Annotated in this window: 16 protein-coding genes and 1 tRNA gene; 8 read left to right on the top strand and 9 right to left on the bottom strand. The window is 52.8% G+C overall.

Going from position 1 to position 18,236, the window contains the following annotated elements; all coding sequences use genetic code 11:
* The first annotated feature begins 815 nt into the window (after positions 1-815).
* Positions 816-1,463 (top strand): type II secretion system assembly factor GspB, encoded by a 648-nt coding sequence (gspB, locus tag FGI04_RS04335; RefSeq protein ID WP_407336333.1) that lies wholly within the window; start codon positions 816-818, stop codon positions 1,461-1,463.
* 35 nt (positions 1,464-1,498) lie between these two features.
* Here gspB and outS read toward each other — a convergent pair whose 3' ends face one another.
* Both outS and alaC read right to left on the bottom strand, forming a co-directional pair.
* Positions 1,499-1,900 carry a GspS family T2SS pilot lipoprotein variant OutS gene (outS, locus tag FGI04_RS04330; protein WP_342700341.1) on the bottom strand — a complete coding sequence of 134 codons (402 nt, stop codon included), beginning with the start codon at positions 1,898-1,900 and terminating at the stop codon, positions 1,499-1,501.
* 152 nt (positions 1,901-2,052) lie between these two features.
* On the bottom strand, positions 2,053-3,294 hold the full coding sequence (alaC, locus tag FGI04_RS04325; RefSeq protein ID WP_407336332.1) for an alanine transaminase: 1,242 nt from the start codon (positions 3,292-3,294) through the stop codon (positions 2,053-2,055).
* Positions 3,295-3,773: 479 nt separating this feature from the next.
* Between alaC and FGI04_RS04320 the strand changes: the two genes are divergently transcribed.
* Positions 3,774-4,634, top strand: coding sequence for a D-amino-acid transaminase (locus FGI04_RS04320; RefSeq protein ID WP_407336330.1), 861 nt, complete (start codon positions 3,774-3,776; stop codon positions 4,632-4,634).
* Between the two features lie 139 nt (positions 4,635-4,773).
* On the opposite strand, the gene FGI04_RS04315 is transcribed toward FGI04_RS04320, so the two are convergent.
* Positions 4,774-7,224 carry a DUF3772 domain-containing protein gene (locus FGI04_RS04315; RefSeq protein ID WP_407336328.1) on the bottom strand — a complete coding sequence of 817 codons (2,451 nt, stop codon included), beginning with the start codon at positions 7,222-7,224 and terminating at the stop codon, positions 4,774-4,776.
* A 328-nt stretch (positions 7,225-7,552) separates the two neighbouring features.
* Here FGI04_RS04315 and FGI04_RS04310 point away from each other — a divergent pair.
* From FGI04_RS04310 to FGI04_RS04300, 3 genes are all read left to right on the top strand, one after another.
* Positions 7,553-7,629: transfer RNA gene (locus FGI04_RS04310), tRNA-Arg, on the top strand.
* A 375-nt stretch (positions 7,630-8,004) separates the two neighbouring features.
* A complete protein-coding gene (locus tag FGI04_RS04305; RefSeq protein WP_038905100.1) occupies positions 8,005-8,466 on the top strand; it encodes a helix-turn-helix domain-containing protein in 462 nt (153 codons plus the stop codon).
* Positions 8,466-9,041 (top strand): PIN domain-containing protein, encoded by a 576-nt coding sequence (locus tag FGI04_RS04300; protein ID WP_342700321.1) that lies wholly within the window; start codon positions 8,466-8,468, stop codon positions 9,039-9,041. Before FGI04_RS04305 ends, FGI04_RS04300 begins: the two co-directional genes overlap by 1 nt.
* Positions 9,042-9,319: 278 nt before the next feature.
* Here the strand turns inward: FGI04_RS04300 and FGI04_RS04295 are convergent, their stop codons facing one another.
* From FGI04_RS04295 to FGI04_RS04270, 6 genes are read right to left on the bottom strand one after another with little or no spacing between them, the layout of a single operon-like run.
* Entirely contained in the window at positions 9,320-10,162 is an 843-nt protein-coding gene (locus FGI04_RS04295) for a VOC family protein (RefSeq protein ID WP_407336327.1), read from the bottom strand.
* 33 nt (positions 10,163-10,195) lie between these two features.
* Positions 10,196-10,915, bottom strand: a complete 720-nt coding sequence (locus tag FGI04_RS04290) for an ABC transporter ATP-binding protein (protein ID WP_038908613.1) — start codon at positions 10,913-10,915, stop codon at positions 10,196-10,198.
* The gene (locus FGI04_RS04285) at positions 10,912-11,691 is read right to left on the bottom strand and encodes an ABC transporter ATP-binding protein (protein WP_407273772.1); all 780 of its coding nucleotides are present in this window, start codon (positions 11,689-11,691) and stop codon (positions 10,912-10,914) included. Before FGI04_RS04285 ends, FGI04_RS04290 begins: the two co-directional genes overlap by 4 nt.
* On the bottom strand, positions 11,688-12,575 hold the full coding sequence (locus tag FGI04_RS04280; protein ID WP_342700317.1) for a branched-chain amino acid ABC transporter permease: 888 nt from the start codon (positions 12,573-12,575) through the stop codon (positions 11,688-11,690). Before FGI04_RS04280 ends, FGI04_RS04285 begins: the two co-directional genes overlap by 4 nt.
* Complete coding sequence (locus FGI04_RS04275) at positions 12,568-13,461, bottom strand: branched-chain amino acid ABC transporter permease (protein ID WP_248589344.1); 894 nt, start codon at positions 13,459-13,461, stop codon at positions 12,568-12,570. The genes FGI04_RS04280 and FGI04_RS04275 overlap by 8 nt, the downstream gene beginning before the upstream one ends.
* Positions 13,462-13,509: 48 nt before the next feature.
* On the bottom strand, positions 13,510-14,637 hold the full coding sequence (locus FGI04_RS04270) for an ABC transporter substrate-binding protein (protein WP_407336325.1): 1,128 nt from the start codon (positions 14,635-14,637) through the stop codon (positions 13,510-13,512).
* A 671-nt stretch (positions 14,638-15,308) separates the two neighbouring features.
* Between FGI04_RS04270 and FGI04_RS04265 the strand changes: the two genes are divergently transcribed.
* The 3 genes from FGI04_RS04265 (at position 15,309) to FGI04_RS04255 (ending at position 18,117) form a co-directional block, all read left to right on the top strand.
* Positions 15,309-16,010, top strand: coding sequence for a GntR family transcriptional regulator (locus FGI04_RS04265; RefSeq protein ID WP_016943408.1), 702 nt, complete (start codon positions 15,309-15,311; stop codon positions 16,008-16,010).
* Between the two features lie 122 nt (positions 16,011-16,132).
* Positions 16,133-17,311 (top strand): M20 aminoacylase family protein, encoded by a 1,179-nt coding sequence (locus tag FGI04_RS04260; protein ID WP_407336324.1) that lies wholly within the window; start codon positions 16,133-16,135, stop codon positions 17,309-17,311.
* Between the two features lie 2 nt (positions 17,312-17,313).
* Complete coding sequence (locus FGI04_RS04255) at positions 17,314-18,117, top strand: pyrroline-5-carboxylate reductase family protein (RefSeq protein WP_168366115.1); 804 nt, start codon at positions 17,314-17,316, stop codon at positions 18,115-18,117.
* Positions 18,118-18,236 lie beyond the last annotated feature (119 nt).

The raw sequence follows: 18,236 nt of genomic DNA, 5'->3' as shown, positions 1-18,236 counted from the left end.
ACGCGACACCTGTCTACAGTCGTGTTGCTGGCTGACAGGCATCCTGTTTCCTGTTATGCCAGGCGAGTGATACGCCTTACCGTCGTGCCGGGTCGCACTAAAATCTTCAACAATATAACCCAGGTTAATGACAAGACAATCCTCCAGTCAGCAACCATTTTTCTACCCTGCGTCAGTTACTACTCGATACCATTGGTCATACAAGTATTACCGAAATCTCTTAAACACGTAGAAATATTCTGTCTTGTAAAAGAATCGTATTTTATTGACATACTCATTTCATGTCATGACTAAGATTGCTGACTGATACAAAAATACAATTTTCTTGCAGAAATGACTTTTATTGCCAATCACGTCTCGTCTTTTTATCTAAAAAAAGCGATCACATGAAAGATACATATTCCGCTAAGCATTTGATGAACCGCTCTATTGCCCCTGGCTTTCTCCCTGCTATTCGGCCCATCTCCAAATACGTCGGATTATTTAATCACCTGACGTCATTTAGGTTTCCTATACTCTATCTGCTGCCTGTGATTCTTTTGTGTACAAAAAAAGAAACAACACCATCATGATAGTAAAACGCCGTTTCATTAAAACATATTCCTGCATTTTTTTTGCGACTAGCCTCAAATTTTTACCGGCATTAATGAGCTGCGTAATAGAATGTTGTTGAAATGGCATTCAGGTCACATAACTGGGATGAAGCGTTGATTATTCCTTTTCATTCCCAGGAAAATAAGGCATCCGCATTCCTGCCAAGGTCTGTCAGATGGATTCAAAAAGAGCGTCAGGCTGCGTAACCGTTGAGGTAAGACGTGAAAAATACACCGGAAGTAACATCATCGACCCAGGCAACCTCGTCCCAAACAGGCTATCGCATTCCCGGTTACTTGCTGGCGGTTTACGCGCTGCTGCTGTTCACGCTGGGGTGGTTTGGTCATCAGCACTGGGTGGACATCCACTCGCCATCAACGCCTATGGAAGCAATCGCTGCTTCGCCAGCACCTTCACCGGCTCTTGCAACACAGCCCCATGACAAGCCGACCGAGGCTACTGCGTCTACTCCGGCACAGACAGCCGTGAACCATCAGGACACCTCATCTGAACCGACAGATACCGCAGGAGAAGCAAAAGCACAAAAATCGCCAGCCCATTGGCAAACCGCGCAACCCGGCGAATTACCCTCTATCGCCTTCAGCGCCCACGTTTATACCTCCGACCCGGACAAACGCAGCGTCACTCTGAACGGGGAGCGTTATCGGGAAGGCGACACCCCGTATCCAGGGCTGATTATCGAGCAGATTGAACAGGATATGGTGATCTTCAGCTTCGATGGCGAACCGTTTATTCTGGATTCATTGCAGGATTGGCCGGGCGGGAAACCAGGAAGCGACGCCGGCGAAGATTCAGTGCCGAAAACAACGCCGAAACCGGAAAAAACCATCAGAACCACGAAAAAATAGTGCAGCAACTGCACATCAGGCAGTTGCTTGCCTCATCAGCGGACGGTACGCATGGTGTCAAGGAATGGCGTCATCGTGCGGTTGAACGACGAGCACTGTGTGGCTTTGGGCGTACCATCTTTTAGCAGCCCCTGATACAGGTTTTCACTCAGTGGCGGCAACGATTGATAGCGGGTCGTATCCCAGCCTTTTTGCGCCGCCACCTTCATTGCCGTTTTCAGGATCACGCTGTCATCCGGCAAATCACTGCGCTCACACTGCACCCGCAGGTATTTACTGGCCGCCACCAATGACGCCAGTTGGCTGACTTGTTCATTAACCGACAGGCTGGTTGTGCTGCGAGACGCCGTGTTTTTCACCGGCGCGGATGTTTGACAGGCCGCCAGACTCAGACAACAGACACCGAAAAGCACCACTTTTAACGAAGATACATGCATGACTCAACTCGTCTTATTGATTAAGTTCCATCTCTGGGATGCCCGACATGGGCATCCGCCTAGCAAACCATTAACCCTTTGTCGCCACAAGCGGCGACAAAGGACGGCGTGATCAAACCATCAGAAAAATATTTCTGCAAGCCTGGGCAGGCTTATCCCCCTTTCTTATTGCCGGACAACGCGTTAGCGACAGGCAATATACCATCGGCACGGAACATGGCTTTGATACCACGCACCGCCTGTCGAATACGGTCCTGATTTTCGATCAAGGCAAAACGCACATGCGTGTCGCCGTAATCACCGAACCCAATGCCGGGAGAGACACACACTTTCGCCTCCGCCAGTAGTCGCTTGGCGAACTCCAGCGATCCTAAATGCGCGTACGCATCCGGGATTTTCGCCCAGACATACATTGACGCTTTCGGCTCATCCACCATCCAACCGGCTTCATGCAGACCACGCACCAGCACATTACGGCGCTGGCGATACTGCTCAGCAATATCGCGCACACATTGCTGATCCCCTTCCAGTGCGGCGATCGCCGCCACCTGTAACGGGGTGAAGGTACCATAGTCGTGATAACTTTTGATTCGCGCCAGTGCATTCACCAGCTCTGGGTTACCCACCATGAAACCGATACGCCAGCCTGCCATGTTGTAGCTTTTTGATAGCGTAAAGAACTCTACCGCTATCTCTTTGGCACCTGGAACCTGCATGATTGACGGCGCTTTCCAGCCATCGTAAACGATATCGGCGTACGCCAGATCGTGAACCACCAATACCCCATACTGCTTGGCCAACGCCACAACCCGCTCAAAGAAATCCAGCTCAACGCACTGCGCTGTCGGGTTTGAGGGAAAACCTAAAATCATCATTTTAGGTTTGGGAATACTTTCACGGATGGCACGCTCCAGCTCGTTGAAGAAATCGATACCCTCGATCAACGGCACTGAGCGCACCTGCGCACCGGCAATAACCGCACCATAAATATGAATCGGATAACTGGGGTTCGGCACCAGTACGGTGTCGCCATGATCCAGCGTCGCCAGCATCAAATGTGCCAGCCCTTCTTTAGAACCGATTGTGACTATCGCTTCGCTTTCGGGATCAATCTCGACCTGATAACGCTCGGCATACCAGCGGGAAATCGCCCGACGCAAACGCGGGATACCCCGTGATGTGGAATAGCCGTGGGTGTCTTCACGCTGGGCCACCGTACAGAGTTTTTCGACAATATGTGGTGGTGTCGGGCCGTCTGGATTGCCCATACTGAAATCAATAATGTCCTCGCCGCGACGACGCGCAGCCATTTTCAATTCAGCCGTAATATTAAAAACGTAAGGCGGGAGACGATCGATGCGCGCAAAATGGCGCTGAGAAGTAGAATCAGCCATAGAATCCTCAGGATAACGTAAGCGCCCGGACCGTCCGAGCGACGCAGGCCCGTGAGACGGGCCGTTATTCACCCTATCCCAGTTAACCCAGGCTGTCGATAGCGACAGATAATTATTTTTTCCAAGCGCGGGAGTGATTTATCCGGCGATTTTTCAGGCTGCAACCGTTCAACACACCCCATTTGGACGATACTCACCACCGGTGAGTATTGGACACGCCAACGCCATCGACACCAACAACATATCTTTTTCCTATGAAAGACTGCTGCAACACCCTTTCACCCGGTCAGGGAAATCAGTATCTTTATGCGCGGTTACGACGCGCGACAATCTTTGCTCCTGATGCCTCAGACTGCCGCTGGCAGAACTGCCCGTCCGATTCCTAAAATTTTCCCACATGCCAGAAGCCGTCGTGTTTCCAGTACGGCAAATACGGCGTTATGACATGGTTTTGCCCGACATCATTAAGGAGTGTTGTCATGCAGCGTACGGTTTATGTTGATGGTCAGTATCTGCCGGAATCCCAGGCCACCATTTCGGTGTTCGATCGTGGTTTTCTGTTTGCTGATGCGGTGTATGAAGTGACATCGGTGATTAACAGCGGATTAGTCGACCTGGATGCACATCTGGTGCGGCTACAGCGTTCTTGTCGCGAGCTTTCCCTATCGTTGCCCGTGTCGAGTGATGACCTGAAAACCATCCACCAACAGCTGATCGAACGAAATCACCTGCAGGAAGGCTCGATTTACCTTCAGCTCAGCCGCGGCAATGGCGGTGATCGCGATTTTTACTTTCCATCGGCGGATGTCAAACCAACGCTGGTGTTATTCACCCAGGCTCGCCCTATTATCGCCCACCCCAAAGCGGAAACCGGGCTCTCGGTGGTGACCTGCCCGGATATTCGCTGGCATCGTCGCGATATTAAAACGGTCAGTTTACTGGCGGCCTGTATGGCTAAAGAATATGCGCACGCCCATCAGGCAGATGACGCCCTGCTCGTTGAAAACGGCTTTGTCACCGAAGGCACCTCCTGCAACTGCTACATCGTGCTGGATGACAATACCGTGGTTACTCGTCCGCTGAGTCACGATATCCTGCACGGTATTACCCGCCAGTCACTGCTCGCTCTGGCGGAACAGCAGCAGATCAAGGTAGAAGAACGGCCATTCACACCGGAAGAAGCCTGGCAGGCAAGGGAAATATTTATCACCTCAGCCACATCTTTCGTGTTACCGGTGGTGAGCATCGATGGTCGGCAGGTCGGCGACGGCAAGCCGGGGCCTGTCACTCGCCGCCTGCGTGACATCTACATCGCGATGGCGCACGCCCAAACCCGTTAACCGCCCTATCCGTCTGACAAACTGGCCCCGACTGAAGCCGAGTGCCGGTTTGTTACGATTACGGCAAGGCGCCTACCGTTTACCCTAAGAGACGAAGGTACAATACCGTCCCGCTATCCTTTTCCTACCATCCGCCGATTTACTGTCTGGGTAGCGGTAACGCGTCTGTTTGTAGCGAGGAAATATCCACGCTGCTTTCCAGCACCATTTTTTGCGGCACGGCCAGCGGGATATTCTCGGCTCTCAGGCGCTTGATGATGTCGAACAACAGGTCACTCTTGGCTGACGATACCATGCGTGGACTACCGACATACCCGGTGACACTGAGCACCATACCGTTTGGCGTCAACTGGCTGAACATGACAGACGGTGCCGGGGTGTCCAGAATTTTTTCATGTTCGTGGTAAGCATCAAGCAAAATGCTCCTGACCATTTCCGGATCGATATCCAGCGGGAAAGTGAGTGCCAGCGTGGCGACACCGTGTGGGTTACCCATCGTAATATTGCGGACATTCTGCGAAATAAACTGCGAGTTCGGCACAATCACGGTGGAACGATCTCCCAACTGAATTTCCGTCGCGCGCACATTAATGCGCCGAATATCCCCTTCGACGCCACTGATGTTGACCAAATCCCCCACTTTGACCGGCCGTTCCGTCAGCAGGATCAACCCGGAAATAAAGTTCTTCACAATTTCCTGCAAACCGAACCCGATACCGACGGATAACGCACTGACAATCCAGGCCAGCTTGCTCCACTCGATGCCAAGCGTCGCCAGTGTCAGCAGAATAATCAGGATGTAGCCAATATTGGAATACAAGGTCACCAGTGACGCCTTGATACCGGCTTCCAGCATCGTTTTCGGGAAAAAATCATGCTCCAGCCAACGGCGGGACACCCGCAGGCTATAAATACCAATCACCAGCAGGATAATGGCATTGACCAGGTGGGCAGGTACAATGCTGATGGACTCCAGCCCTTTGCCACCCCAGATTTCGACGACTTTCTGCACCAGTTCAACCGGTGTCGTGGAGCCAAAGGTGCCATTCATCAATGCCACAATCGCCATCAAAATCAGCATGACTTTCAAACCGGCGGACAAAACGGTCGCCGCCTGATCCAGATGGCGATCATCCAGATTCAGTGTTCGCTTAATCTGTCGGCCACAGGCAAATGCGGGTGAAAACACGCTCTCGCACACATCTTCCACAAAGGTCGTCATCAGATACAACAGCGATAACACCATGCCAACCCATACCAGCTCATACGTCAGGAAGCGTGCCAGCGAGATATAGCCAATCAACAGCGACACCAGCACCGCCAGCGTCGTTAATAACACAGCCAGATGAACCAATCCCGCCAGCGTAGAGCGGGCTTCTGGCGTTTCGCCAGCCTCTACCATACGCCGCCGAATCTGATCGCTGCGTAAGGCAATGGCCCCGGAGGTCAACGCCAGAAACAGTGACGACAGACCATTGCCTACAACCGTCACCCCCACAGAAATGCCGCTAACCGTGTTAATTTGTTCAATCACACCAAAAATAACGATGAAACTGGTGGCAATAATCGAGAACGGCTCCATCGCCTTCGCCACCGGGTTAGCCAGCGCCGGTAATCGCCAGGACGGACGTTTATTAGAGAGAAAGGCCCGTCCGAGCCCGGAAATCATCGAGCAGAACACAACCAGCCGCACCAATCCTTCCATGAAGCCTTCAGCGCGATCGGTCACATCGCCATGACGGGTGAACACATAATCCACCAACAGAATGGCCAGCCCCATCGTCAGCACCGTGGAAAACACCACTGCGATAGCCAGGAAACTACGTCTCAGGCGGCCTTCCGGCAAAAGATGAATTCCCGCGCGCGCCAGATATTTCTCCAGCAGCTTTCGGCCGACCGTACCCAGCGCTATCGCCAGAAACAGGAAAAACGCCGAACCATAACGCCACTCAAGTTGCCAGGCGGCGCTAAACGCTTCACCCAGGTCATCTCTCAAGTCGGATAAACGCTCCACATCTTCCTGCAACGGCTTGATAATGGGTGACCAAAATCGGCTGCCAAGAATGCTACCGGAATTGAGCGCCAGCTGACTTTTCAGCACATTACGACGCAGTGCCAGAATCTGTGTCGACAGGTTCTCAGCACCGGTTTTTATCGACTGAACCTGATTAGCCTGCGTATCCAGCTTTTGTTTTTGTTGATTAAGCGAAGCGCGTTTACGCGTCACCTCCGCCGTTTCACTTACCGCGGCCTGCGGCGCTGGCGCTGGCCCTAACACATCCAGTTGAGCCTGTAACTGCGTACGCATCGGTGCAATGACACCCGCGAGCTTATCCGCACTGGTCACCAATTCCAGCGTGGTATCGTTGAGCGCGTTGAGCTTGGCGTCAGTAGTCGCGCCGGAAACCTGTTGCTTGATACCATCGAGTTGTTTTTGCAACTTCACCAGTTCGGTATCCACATTCACTTTTTCTACGGCATCCCCCTGCCCATCTGATACCGGGTCTGTCGCCGCCATACTCACGGAGCTGAAAGCAAACAACGCCATCAGCAGCATCACTCCATAAACCCCGAATAACCTTTTACGCATACACTCAATGTACCCTTGATACTGTCGTCAGCCGGTACAGCACACCCCATACCGGTTGCCTATAAAATAAAAGCCCACGTCACTCTGCAGGCAGGTAGCTAATAACTTACTCAGCAATGAAGGTAAAACTCAAACAGATATCGCCGAAACTGCTCAACGTGCGAGAACACTCCCGATATGCTGACGTGATTTACAACAATAACAAGGGATAATACGACAGTTGTTCAGGGATTCGCCGACCGACCCGAATAGCGCGCCAATTCATTGACTCATCAGTGATGCCCGGTATAATCCAGCCCACATCGCCAAGCGACTGTATGTCATCAAGGCGCCCTTAGCTCAGTTGGATAGAGCAACGGCCTTCTAAGCCGTAGGTCACAGGTTCGAATCCTGTAGGGCGTGCCATTCAAATCAATCACTCATATTAATAATCCCTAAATACGCAATTCTCACAGGTGCTCTAACAGGTGTCGTTGCGATTCACGGTGATGTGACATTCTATAGTGCGACCAAAGCGGCAGTGGGCTTCCCCAGCTCCGGTAGACGCTCCTGCTCTATTGTTTGGTCTGAGCGCATGCCGGGCCTGCGTGCGGAGAACTGGTTTAGCCAATAAGCCGTATGAGGCTTTTACGCAGAACTGTACAACAATAGAGTCTTTTCGTTTATTTCGCATTTTTCGTTTATTTCGTATAATCTGCCTTAAACCGCTTTTGGCATCACTCAAGCTGAAAGCGTAATCGCTAATTGGCTGACTAACGCACTGAAAATGGAATACCAACGATGACACACTCAATTCCTGATAGCCTGAGCCTTCCGGCTCCAAATGAGATTGAGGCAGCAGTTCGCGGGCAAAGGGAGCTTGCTGCCTATCTCTCCACAAAGGTGGAAACACAAAAAATCTTGATTCAGGACGCCGAAAACAACACCCGCCAGATCGAATTGCCAACGTCTTCACTGAAGCTGCTGATGTCAATTCTAGGTGAACTGGCTATGGGAAATGCGGTTCAGGTTGTTCCTGTACATGCAGAATTAACCACGCAGGAAGCGGCTAACATTCTCAACGTCTCACGTCCCCATATGGTGAAACTGTTGGAAGAGGGGAAACTGCCTTTTCATAAAACCGGTCGCCACCGTCGCGTGCTTTTCGCGAACCTGATGGAATATAAACGCCAGCGGGATAATGAAAGCCGTAGCGCAATGCAGGAACTGACCGACCATAGCCAGGAGCTTGGATTTTACTAATGACTCATACACCTTATCCTGTCGTGTTAGATGCGTGTGTCATTTATCCATCTCTCCTGCGGGATCTCTTAATTCGCTTAGGTTTGACAGGGTTGTACCAGCCTAAATGGACCGTCGTCATAGAGGATGAGTGGAAACGAAATTTATTGGCAAATAGACCTGATCTATTGCCCGAGAATGTCTTGCGAATCAGCGAACTGATGAATAAGGCGCTTCCTGATGCGCTGATCACAGAGTTTGAATCACTCATCCCGGGCATCATTCTTCCAGACCCCGATGATCGGCATGTGGTTGCTGCTGCTGTTCGCGGTAACGCCGAAATCATTGTTACGTTTAACCTGAAAGACTTTCCTCATCAGCCGCTCAACAGCTTCGGTATTGAAGTTTTGCATCCAGATGACTTCATCATAGACCTGTTCGATTTAAACCGGGCACTTGTGTTATCTGCTGTCAGTGAACAGCGCCGTTGCATGAGGAAACCGCCAAAATCAGTCGATGAATACCTTGAAGCGCTACTTCGGCAAGGCTTGCCTCAAACCGTAAAAGCATTGAACGATTTTTACACTCTGATTTAGTCTGCCTTGTAGTGGCCAACTAAAACTGGCCACGGTTTTATCATTTTCCCAGTACAACGCTTCAGCTTCGCTTCGGTGACAGCGAATGGCCAGAAGTTGGGCAGACCAGTGCTATCGTGGATGGTGTCCTCTGAAGTGGATGGCGCCCTCTGAATTTGTAGCGGGATCTGCCGGCTGCCAGAGCGTGCAGCCGGGCGAAAATCGGTGATGACTGAAGAAAATCGGCAGGCGAATATTCACGCCACGCCCTGCTCTTACTTCGTTTTCAGCCCTCCCTTCTATCCTTTTTCTGCAAAACGCATCGCCAGCCATTGTGCCTGCTGCTGCATTACCAGCACCTGGCTGTCCTGCTCGCGCCACTGAATATCGCCCTGACTAAGGCAGCGCCTGAGCTGCTCCAGTGAGGTTGTCTGAAAACAGAGTGCCACCATTTTCGTCGGAGCCTGCGCAGCGACAGGTGGCAGAGCGAACTCCAGGCTTGCCTGTTGATGCGTGATAATACGCAGGCAGCAGGTTCCTGAATCAAGCACATAGCCGCCGTTATCCTCCTCACGAGCCTCCGTACTGAATAACTGACGATACAGCGCCAGCGTCTGTTCAGGTTGAGGCGAAGCGATAACGAATGCGGACAGCGCCTGCACGCCATTCGGATGTACCTGCCAGGCGGGCTGCCAGACGGCTTGTGGCGTCTGATGTTCGCAGAAAAAACTGAATCCGTACTCCACGGCGCTGGCGCGGATCCGCGAGATACAGAACCGGGCTTCAGTCTGACTGCCATCCGGCAGTATCACCGGGCGAAAGAAGCGGGTCGGCGGTTCGCCATCAAGTTGGCATTGCTGGAGGTGCTGCCATACCGCATGCGCATCCTGGGTTTTCCAGACCAGCCCGGCAAGGCCTGGCGCAACGTTCCATAAACCTCGCGAGTCTGTCCGTATGGCAGGCTCATAGCCTAACAGCTCCAGATAGTTATCGGCGAATATGGCCAGATGGTTGCTGGAGCCCATCGAATGATGTCCCCGCGTACTGAGCTGAAACCCCATCCGCTGGAACAGATATTGCGCCTGATCCAGCTCTTCATTGACGTTAATCACCGCGTGATCGATAACCGGTGTAATCGGCATGGTGTATTCCTTCTGTTCTTTTTATTGATCCTGTCAGGCGGCACGACCACCAAAATAGAGCTCGCGCATACGGGGGTCATCCTGCAGCATCCGCGCACTGCCCTCCATCGCCACTTTCCCCAGCGCCAGTACGTAAGCCCGGTCGGAAATGTGCAGTGCCTCCATGGCGTTCTGCTCGACCATCAAAATAGTCACTTTTTCCTTGCGGCGAATGGTTTGTATGGCGCTAAACACTTCCGTCAGCATTTTCGGTGACAGCCCGGCCGAGGGTTCATCAAGCAGCAGTACCGCCGGTTCAGGCATCAGTGCGCGGGCGAGCGCGAGAATCTGCCGCTCGCCGCCGGAAAGCGCGGACGCAGGCGATTGCCACTTTTTATGTAATACCGGGTAATGTTCCGCCAGTTGCGCCATCCGCTGCTTACGCTGACCGGGCGCTAAAAACTGTCCCCCGGTTTGCAGGTTTTCTGCCACGGTCAGAGTGTTGAAGACGTTGTCCAGTTGCGGGACAAACCCGAGTGCGCATTCACGGATTTTCCGGTGCACCGGAATGTTGGCCGTTTCCTGGCCATTGATTTCAACCCGCCCTTCGCGCGGGGAGACAAAACCGGCAATCGATTTCAGCAAGGTGGATTTGCCGCAGCCATTTGGCCCCAGTAGCGTCACAATTTCCGCCTGTTTAACATGCAATGAAATACCATGCAGAATATCAATCCCCGGGGTATAACCGGCGACCACGTTTTCGAGGGTAATCATACCGCCTCCTGCAATGTTGCGGTGCTGTGCCCGAGGTAGGCCTCCAGTACCTGCTGGTTCTGTGCCAGTTCGCTCGGGTGGCAACTGGCGACAATCTGCCCGCGATCCAGCACAATGCAGCGCTGACACAAGGTGTTAATAAAGTGCATGTCGTGCTCGATAACTAAAAGCGAAATGCCCTGACGGCTCAGGTTGACCAGCGTTTCCACCAGTTCCTGGCGTAATTTCGGGTGCACGCCCGCCATCGGCTCATCCAGCATCAGCAGCGTTGGGTTGCCCATCAACGCGCAGGCAATGCCCAGTAATTTTTTCTGTCCGCCGGAAAGTGCGGCGGCAGGCAGGTCTTTCACTTTGGTTAATAACAAGATATCGAGTAATTCACGGGCACGGGCTCTGTCTTCCTGCTCGACTTTACGCCCGGAAGCCAGCCCCAGCAGACCGTTGAATAAACCGTGCTGACGTGTACCCGCTGTCATTACCACTTCCATAACGCTCATTTTTTCCGGCATGACAGGGAGCTGGAAAGTGCGCGCAATGCCCGCCTGGATGATCCGGTGACTGGGCTGACAAGCAATGGCGTGGCCATCAAATGTGATGCTGCCGCCATCCGGTCGGGTAAAACCGGAAATGGTGTTAAGCAGCGTGCTCTTACCGGAACCATTCGGCCCCAGCAGACCAAGAATTTCGCCCTTCTCCAGCGTGAATGATACGGATGTCAGTACCTGGTTGCCGCCAAAAGCTTTGCTGACATCAGCCACTTCAAGCAAACAGCTCATGATAACGTCCTTAATTTTTCCGGTAACAGGCCGCCGGGGCGGGTAAGCAGACAGAGTAATAAAGCCAGACCTACCAACCCCAGGCGCAGAGCGCCAGTCAGGTCTGAGCTGATATGGAAATAATCTTTTGCGAAGGGGATAAAGTTATACAGCCCCTCCACCAGCAACACGCCCAGCAGCACGCCGCGCACATTGCCAATACCGCCTATCATCACCATGCTCCAGATAAGAAAGGTTTCCGAAGAGAGCAAATAATCCGGGCTGACATAGTCGGTGTACCAGGCCAGTAACATGCCAGCCAGACAGCACATCACCGCGCTGCTCATTAACGCCCGGCATTTCAACCAAGGCAGCGCATAGCCCATGCAGATAGCCAATTGAGGTTGCTCGCGCATCAGGCGTAGCGCCCGACCAAACCGACTGGCACCGATCCGCAGGCTGGCGAGTGTAGCGACGATGACGCAGAGCAGGATAATGACCGCGAAGATACGCGTATCGGCGGCGGTATCGCCGGTTGACCAGGGTGCGGACAACCCGCCAATCCCCTGCGCGCCGCCCGTCAGACGGTCTTCATTGACGACCGCAATACGGATGATTTCAGCCAGCGCCAGCGTGGCGATGCCCCAGTAATCCGCCGTGAGCTGACGGCCCAGCAACGTCATCAGCGCGCTGATAACAATGGCACACAGTAACCCGGCCGGGATCACCAGCCACAGCGGCAACCCCAAATTGCTTCCCAGACCGATGGCATAAGCGCCGGTTCCGACAAACACGATATGACCGAAATTCAGCAAACCGGCGTAACCTGCCTGTAAATTCAGGGCAAGCGCGACGATGGCATAGATCCCGCCAAGGCAAAGGATATGCAGTAAAAACTCAGACACGGCGGACCTCCCGGTTAAACAGGCCATAAGGACGCAGCAACAGCGCCAGCAGCAGAATCACAAACGATGAGGCATTCACCCAGGTTACCGGGATAAACAATAAGTCGCCGCCAAACAGCCAGCTCCAGTCGATGTTGGTAACGAGGGTTTCGGTTGCCGCGATAAGGAGTGCGCCAAAAATGGCGCCCATTGGGTTTCCCAGCCCGCCGAGAATGGCGGCAGCGAGTACCGGCAACATCAGATCATTGCCCTGGTTAACCCATGCGCTGGCGTTCATCGCCAGCATACTGCCCCCCACAGCAGCCAGCATTCCGGCCACCAGATTGACGTTGTGGATAATGGCACTGGCATTCAACCCGGAGGCTGCCGCCAGATCCCGGTTACTGGCCAGCGCACGGATAGCGCGCCCTTGCGGCGTGCGAAACAGCAGCAGGCTGAACAGCACCACCAACGAAATCGTGACGCCAAGACTCCAGAGCTCGTCGGTCGAGATACGTGTGTCCCCCACCTGCAAGAGTTCGCCCACTGGCAGGGAATAATTCACCGGGGCCGATCCTTCAACCCCGAGAACCAGTGCAATCAGCACCATCGATACCGCCAGCGAGCCAATCATGGCGTTAGCGGTGCCGCTTTTTAGCAGCGGCTGGTACACCCAGTGATGCAACATCATGGACAGCATGCCGCAGACTATTGCCGAAAACACGATTGCCATAGACAACGGCATGCCAAGACGAAGCCCGGCGGCGGTAATAAATGAACCGACCATGGCATATTGCATGTGGGCGATATTGGCGAACCGTACCAGCCCGTACACCAGGCTTAATCCCAGCGCGACCAGCGACAAATCCGCCGTGCGAATCAATGTATCAATCAAAAACTGCAGCATGGTGTTTCCCCGATGATGTAGCGTGAACTGGCAAGATAAAGCGGCTCGTTACCGGGGAACCGGTACGCCATTAAACGCTTTCACTTTCAGGTATGGCTGGGACTGACGCTGGTTATCGGCATCCAGATTTAATGTGCCGGTAATCCCCGTAAAGCCAGGCGCAACGGTTTTCATTGCCGCGATCATCGCAGCCGGATCGGCACTGTGTGCTTTATCAATTGCCGCCGCCGCCAGCATCACGCTATCCCAGGCATAGCTGCCATATACGGAGCGCGGTTTCTCATGGAATTTTTTCTGGTACAGCTCGGCATAATTTGCGCCGTTGCCGCTCGCCGCTTGCTGGTCAATACCCGCGACTTCCATACCAACCTGTCCGTTGGTGTACTGTGCCGGAGAACCTTCAATAGCCATGGTTAAATACATGCCATACCAGGGCGTTTTATTCAGCCCCAGTTCCCAGGCTTCACGGTTGAGCACAATGGCATCCTGGCCGTAACTGGTATAGACATAGGCTTGCGGGTGGGCGCGGGAGATTTGCTCCAGCTCACGGCGATAAGAAGGCTGACCGCTGGTATAGAGCACTTTGGCGACCACTTTGCCACCCACTTTTTCAAACGCTTTGGTGAACTGCTCCGCCATCCCCTGCCCGTAAGCCCCATCCGGTGCGATAAAGGCGACGCTGCTGTAACCGAGCTGGCGCACATCTTGTGCCGAGAAGCTCGCAGAAAGGGAATCCAGGCCAATAACGCTCCAGGACGTGGCACCAATTTTGCGGATATCAGTGCTGGTACCGGAAATATTGATGTGCAGCAGATTGTTCTTCACCAGATATTGCCCAATCGGAATGGTGACGCTGGAGGAAAAACTGCCCACCACTAACGGCACATGGTTAACCTGAGTTAACTTGCGCACAGCATTCAGGCCGGTTACCGGGCTTTCAGCGGAATCTTCCACGATCACATGCAATGGCTGACCGTTGACGCCGCCCTGGGCATTGACCTGTTCAACCGCCAGTTCAATACCACGACGCTGATCTTCGCCAATGCTGGCGCTGGTGCCGGTTAAGGGCAGAATCGCCCCAATGTTCACATCGGCCTGCGCCGTATGCGCCAGACCTAACAACGTCATACCTGCCAGTATTGACAGCGTCATACCCTGCCCAAAACGATTTTTCATGTTGGTTCTCCGGTTTGCTGTTACCGACTTCTGAGGCCGGTGTTGTGTCGCCTGTGCAAACGTGCACAAGCCTGCCTGGTCATGCCAAAAAAGTGCGCACCAAAGTGAATATATAAGTGCATACACTTGTGCATTAAGCAAAGACGATGCCAGAAAGCCAGGCTGTTCCCGACAGCACGTGCTTATTTCAGGTGAGACGAATGCAAATTCCCGAATAAATACAAGGAAATCTAAAATAATAAAAATCGCATAGTAAAACTTTCACTTTCTTTTTTATTGTGATTGATAAAAACGTCTGCATACAAAAGTGAAGTCACGTTGATTCATTTTGGTGCAACGCTGCCGTAAAATGGTGCGAAAAAGTCACCCGCAAAATAAATAAGATATAAAACACTTATAAATCAGTATTTTTCAAATAAAACAGAAGTGTATTCACTTTTGTGTTGAGTTGTTTTTTTCGCTGTGTTATCTATACCAAAAATAATTCGAGTTGCAGGACGGCGGCAAGTGAGTGAGTCCCGATGAGCTTACTCAGGTAAGTGATTCGGGTGAACGAACGCAGCCAACACACCTGCAACTTGAAGTATGAAGGGTATTAAAAACATTACGTGAAACAACCTGTGCAGCATTTTTATTTTCGTGCTGAGTGTGCGGTAAATTAAAGGGATAATATGGTTACTATTAAAAAGAAATCCCGTAGCGCTGACAGTGTGGAAAAGGTCTACGAGAAAGTGAAAGGCCTGGCGATTGATTACCACTTTCGTCCCGGCGAACGGGTGAATGAAGTTGAGCTTGCGGCACAACTGGGCGTCTCGCGCACCCCGGTACGGGAAGCGCTGAACCGTCTGGCAAAAGATGGCTTTATGAACTTTGTACCCAACCGGGGTTTTTACTCCCGCGACCTGACGCCGGAGGGTGTCCGCGAGCTGTATGAAGTGCGAATGGTGATAGAGCAATCCACCTTTCGTTTCGCCTGCCTGCGGGCAACCGATGAAGAGATCGCCGCGACCACGGCTATCTGGGAAGAAGTGAGCCAGCATCGCCCGGCACAAACCGAACAGGACTGGGCGAAGATCGCGGAAATCGACGAACGTTTCCACATGGAGATAGCGCGTATTTCCCATAACGGTCGGCTCTATGAAATGCTCGATAGCCTGAATTCGCTCAGCCGTTTTTTCCGGCGTATCGATCTCGAAACCCCCGTGCGCAGGAATAATGCTTATGATGAACATGTCGACATTATCGCGGCTTTACGTCAGCGGGATATAGAAAAAGGCGTAGTGCTAATTGAGCAACATATTTCCTTGAGCGCTGAGCACGCGGTTGAAGTAACAAAGGAGGGGCTGGCCAGAATCTATTTTGGCAAACCCTGAGCTGCTCTTTTTCGTTAAAAAAAACACAATAATGTAATTCGCTACCAGAAGGCGCTATGCGTTCTGGTCATCTATTCACAGCGTCATGCTGCGGCATTGTGCCGGGAAAATGCAGAGGAAATATGCGCGCCATTCCCGAAGAGATTATTCAACAGGCGATTATCTGGCGACGTGAGATTCATGCGCACCCGGAAATTGGCTTACAAGAGTTTAATACTTCCGCGAAAATCAGCAGCCTGCTACACGAATATGATCTTGAAGTGCATACCGGTATCGCGGGTACTGGCGTGGTTGGTGTGCTTCGCCATGGTGAGGGGCCGGCAATAGCCCTGCGCGCTGATATTGATGCCTTACCCATCCAGGAAAATAACGCCGTTGCATGGTGCTCAACCTCGGCAGGCACGATGCACGCCTGTGGACATGACGGGCATACCGCCATTCTACTGGGAGCGGCACGCTATCTCAGCCAGACCAGAGCATTCAACGGTACGGTGTACTTTATTTTTCAGCCTGCGGAAGAGAATGCCGGTGGCGGGCGTTTGATGGTGGAAGAAGGGATCTTTACGCGCTTTCCCATTTCTGCGGTTTATGCGCTGCACAACTGGCCGGGGCTGTCGGTGGGAGAAGTGGCCGTTAGCGCAGGCCCGATGATGGCTTCGCAGGACAATTTTTTTATCACGCTGACTGGCGTAGGATGCCATGCGGCGATGCCGGAAAAAGGGGCCGATCCGGTGCTGGCTGGTGCGCACCTGATTACCGCATTGCAAACGATCACAACACGCCGCCTCTCTCCATTGGACAACGCCGTGATCAGCGTGACGCAACTGCAGGCCGGAGAAGCGATAAACGTCGTTCCGCAGACAATGCACGTGTCTGGCACGCTGCGTTGCCTGAGCCAGGCTGCCAGAAAGCACTGCCAGAGCCTGATGGCGGAGTATGTCGAACAGCTCGTCCAACCGTTTGGCGTCACGGGCAGCATTCGCTGGGAATACGGTTACCCGGTAACCGTCAACCATGCGCAACAGGCCAAAATACTGGCGGATGCCGCACGTCATGTCCCCGGTATCACGCAGGTTCATACGCAGTTATCGCCATCCATGGCAGCAGAAGATTTCGCCTATTTTCTGGAAGCCTGTCCGGGCGCTTATCTGTGGCTGGGGGCCGATGGCCCAACGCCGGGCGCGGCATTACATAACCCGCATTACGATTTTAATGACCAACTTATCGCACCCGGCATCGGTCTTTGGGTATCGCTGGTGGAGAGGTCATTGGGCCCTGTTTCTGTTACTTCCGAGGATTAACTATGAGTCATATCCACTTTATTGGTGCCGGTCAAATGACCGAAGCCATTCTGCGCGCCGCCTTAAAACGCGGGACATTAACAGCGGATAAAGTCAGCTTATCGGATATTGATCCTGAGCGAATTGAAACGCTGAAAGCGCGCTATCGGTTGAGCAATACACAAGATTTGCCCACCGCGCTGGCCGCCGCGGATCACATCGTGATAGGGGTTCGTCCGCAGGATGATATTGCCGGTGTCGCACAGTTGATTAAAGCGCATGCAACACCGCAGGCGTCGGTCATTTCTATTATTGCTGGCGTAACGCTGGCTCAGTTGTCTGCCATGCTGGGCGAGTCGCGCCCGATTACACGGATTATCCCGAATACGCTGACGGATACCGGGCTGGGCTACAGCGGCGTGGCGTTTAATGCTTATGTCAACAGCGCGTCTGTCATGCCATTCCTCGAAAGTTTCGGCAAAGTGATGGTGCTGGAAGAGCGGCTGATTGATGTCTTCACCGGTTTTGCTGTCGCTGGCGTCAACTATGTCTATTACTTTGTCGAAGCGCTGGCTGATGCCGGTGTTCTTGCCGGATTAACCCGCACTCAGTCAACACAGGTGGTGTGGGAAAACCTGGTCGGCGCAGTTGAAATGCTCAAGTTATCCGGACGCCATCCGCGCCAACTGATGGATATTAATAACTCTCCGGCGGGTGTCGGCATTAATGGTTTATACGAGTTGAATAAAAGTGATTTCGCAGCCGGCCTGCAAAGCAGCGTTCTGGCTGCGGTACGCCGTACCACCGAGCTTTCCGGTCAAAAATAACGCGTTAATAAGGTTGGTCGATGTCAGTAATTTCAACGTCCCTGGCCCCTGCCGCTATTGGGCCTTATGTTCAGGGGGGAGTATGCCCTTAATGGCATCAGTGTAACAGTCAGGGCAGC

The sequence above is a fragment of the Dickeya ananatis genome (genome assembly GCF_019464615.1).
GTDB lineage: Bacteria > Pseudomonadota > Gammaproteobacteria > Enterobacterales > Enterobacteriaceae > Dickeya > Dickeya oryzae.
This window is presented reverse-complemented; position numbering and strand designations above follow the sequence as displayed.